The 2,426-nt window shown below is 45.8% G+C and carries 4 protein-coding genes and 1 pseudogene; 4 read left to right on the top strand and 1 reads right to left on the bottom strand.

Annotated features, from left to right (window positions below; translation table 11 throughout):
- Positions 1-246 (bottom strand): hypothetical protein (locus PX482_RS12350; protein ID WP_288094473.1); only part of this gene is annotated, 246 nt, incomplete at its 3' end.
- Here PX482_RS12350 and PX482_RS12345 point away from each other — a divergent pair.
- The 4 genes and pseudogenes from PX482_RS12345 to PX482_RS12330 form a co-directional block, all read left to right on the top strand.
- Positions 217-471: pseudogene (locus PX482_RS12345) on the top strand (PIN domain-containing protein); the annotation flags it as partial. The gene PX482_RS12350 and the pseudogene PX482_RS12345 overlap by 30 nt on opposite strands.
- Before the next feature lie 222 nt (positions 472-693).
- On the top strand, positions 694-885 hold the full coding sequence (locus PX482_RS12340) for a hypothetical protein (RefSeq protein ID WP_043999154.1): 192 nt from the start codon (positions 694-696) through the stop codon (positions 883-885).
- Positions 882-1,064, top strand: a complete 183-nt coding sequence (locus tag PX482_RS12335; RefSeq protein WP_012267861.1) for a type II toxin-antitoxin system HicA family toxin — start codon at positions 882-884, stop codon at positions 1,062-1,064. The genes PX482_RS12340 and PX482_RS12335 overlap by 4 nt, the downstream gene beginning before the upstream one ends.
- Positions 1,065-1,219: 155 nt before the next feature.
- Entirely contained in the window at positions 1,220-2,389 is a 1,170-nt protein-coding gene (locus PX482_RS12330; RefSeq protein WP_288122490.1) for a transposase, read from the top strand.
- Positions 2,390-2,426 lie beyond the last annotated feature (37 nt).

Below are 2,426 nucleotides of genomic sequence, written 5' to 3'. Positions count from 1 at the left end.
TAGCTCAGCATCCCTATAAAACTCAAATCTTGGACTTCCATTCCTGCAAAACCCAATGGGCAACTCGTTCACTCTATTTTGAGGGACAGAAGCGAAATCAATTCTGTATCCTACACTACCGTTTGAATTTGGAATTGCTGGATGCTTTCTCACGAGTGCGGGTTCATTTTCTAGGTTGACTTCGGCTTCCTTACCAGCATTTATTGAGATGTTGCAGGAATAGATGTCCCAAAAACCCTTATTCATAAAATCTCCACAGGAGAACTACAGGTATTCAACCTCAAAACTAAGCACTGCCAACCCATTGAAGAACTGATGCAAAAATATAGAGATTTGCCAATGGACTTAGCCGATGCTTCGTTAGTAGTGTTAGCTGAAACAATTAAGGAGAACAGAATATTAACCACAGATAGGCGAGATTTTAGTGTTTATCGTTGGCTAAATAATCAAACATTTGATATTCTAATTTAACAGTCCGTAGTCCGTAGATTGAACCCTCGGAACGAAACCCAACACCCAACACCTAAATCTGTCTGAATGGGCGATCGCCGCTTTGGTAGGCTGCATTAACGAAGTGTAAGGCGGCAATCTCGCTGCCAACCCTGATAATAAAGCTGATCGTGGCTTGGGAGCAATTCAGTTATGATAGGGGTCAACTTAATATCTTTAGCAACGCAGAATGAGGATTTCACCATGAAGATTCCATATACATATTGGAAAGAATCAGATGGGATGTTCTTGGGCTATTTGAATGAATTTCCAGATCATTGGACCCAAGGTGTTGACTTAGAAGAATTAATCGGAAACTTGGTCGATCTCTACAAAACATTTACTACTGAAGAAATCCCCGGAATCAAGAGAGTTGCAGAGTTTGAACTCCCATGAAAAGACATGATTTAATTGCACAATTAGAGCAAGCGGGCTGCTATTTGATTAGACGTGGAGGGAAACACGATATTTACCATAATCCAGATACTGGAAAAACAGAACCAATTCCCAGACATCGAGAAATTAATGAGCGATTGGCTAAAAAGATTATCAAAAGTCTTACAGGCGACAGATAAATTCACAGTGCCAATTAGGGTCTGCTGAAAAAGTTTTTCGTGGGGCAGGGCTGAGTGCCTGACACAAGTGTCGGAAACCCTTGAAATAGCGTGGAAAGAGAAAAAGGTAGCAGGATATGGAATGCTGAGATTAACAGAACATCAGCGAACCTCCCATGTCAACCACTACCAGTCTCTATGCTCAACTACTTTCTTTACTGTGTCAACACAGCCAATGGCGAGACCTGCGACACCTCAAGGCATTAGCCTGGATGGTCACAGCAGTAATCTGTAGCGGGAAATTAAGCCTGCCAATGTGGGAGTCCTACGTCCCTAGTCGTGCAACACAGGCACAAAGCACCGAACGCAGATGGCAGAGATTTATGGGCAATCATCGAATTCGGGTCAAATCCCTGTATATTCCTCTGGTGCTAGCCGCCATCAGTAGCTGGAAAGGCAATCGACTTTACTTGGCATTAGATACAACTGTATTGTGGAATCGCTATTGTATGATTCATCTGTCGATAGTCTGTTGCGGTCCTGCAGTCCCCCTGTTATGGCGAGTGCTAGACCATCCGAGTGCCACCGTCGCAGTGAACACCTACAAACCGATGCTGCGGGATGCTCAGCGATTGTTGAAGGATTATCCCGATGTCATGCTCTTAGCCGACCGAGGGTTTGCCAATCATGGTTTGCTCAGTTGGCTGCAAGTCAGTGGATGGCATTACTGCTTACGTTTACCTGGCGACGTTCTGGTCCATGGGGTTCGGCGACATCCTATCGAAGTCAAATATCTCTGGCCTGCCAAAGGAGAAGCCATTCTTTACGATCAGGTCGGTCTGTGGACAGACGGCATCTATCGATGCAATCTTGTTCTGGCAAGGGTCACGGGAGTCAAAGAACCTTGGGCTGTCATTACTGACGAAACCCCCTCTCTGAACACTTTATGGCAGTACGCCTTGCGCTTTCGGGTCGAGGAGTTATTTTTAGATTCAAAATCCGGTGCTTTTCAACTTGAAGACTCCGCTATCCGTTCTGCTCCTGCTTTGACCCGTCTGTATTTGGTCCCAGCCCTTGCTCTTCTTTATGCCACTACTCACGGTATGGCCGTTCAACTCAATGGTCTTCGCTCTCAGGTTGACCCCCATTGGACGCGGGGTCTCAGCTATCTCAAAATTGGTCTTCGTTGGCTCCAGGGCGTTGTCCACAAGGGCCGCTCTTTGCTTTCTCCTATCCCTTTGTTCCACTCTGACCCAGAACCCTGTTTCTCTTCTAAGAACGCTCTCTCCGATTACTATGACCGAATATGGTTTTCCCGTGTTCACTCTTTGCTCTGTCGTCCTTGACCTGCTACCCCTGACACAAGATGTGTCAGGCACTCAG

Source organism: Microcystis sp. M53602_WE12, assembly GCF_030065455.1.
In the GTDB taxonomy this organism is placed as follows: Bacteria; Cyanobacteriota; Cyanobacteriia; order Cyanobacteriales; family Microcystaceae; genus Microcystis; species Microcystis aeruginosa.
The sequence above is the reverse complement of the archived record's forward strand: the minus strand, read 5'-3'. Positions and strand labels throughout refer to the sequence as shown.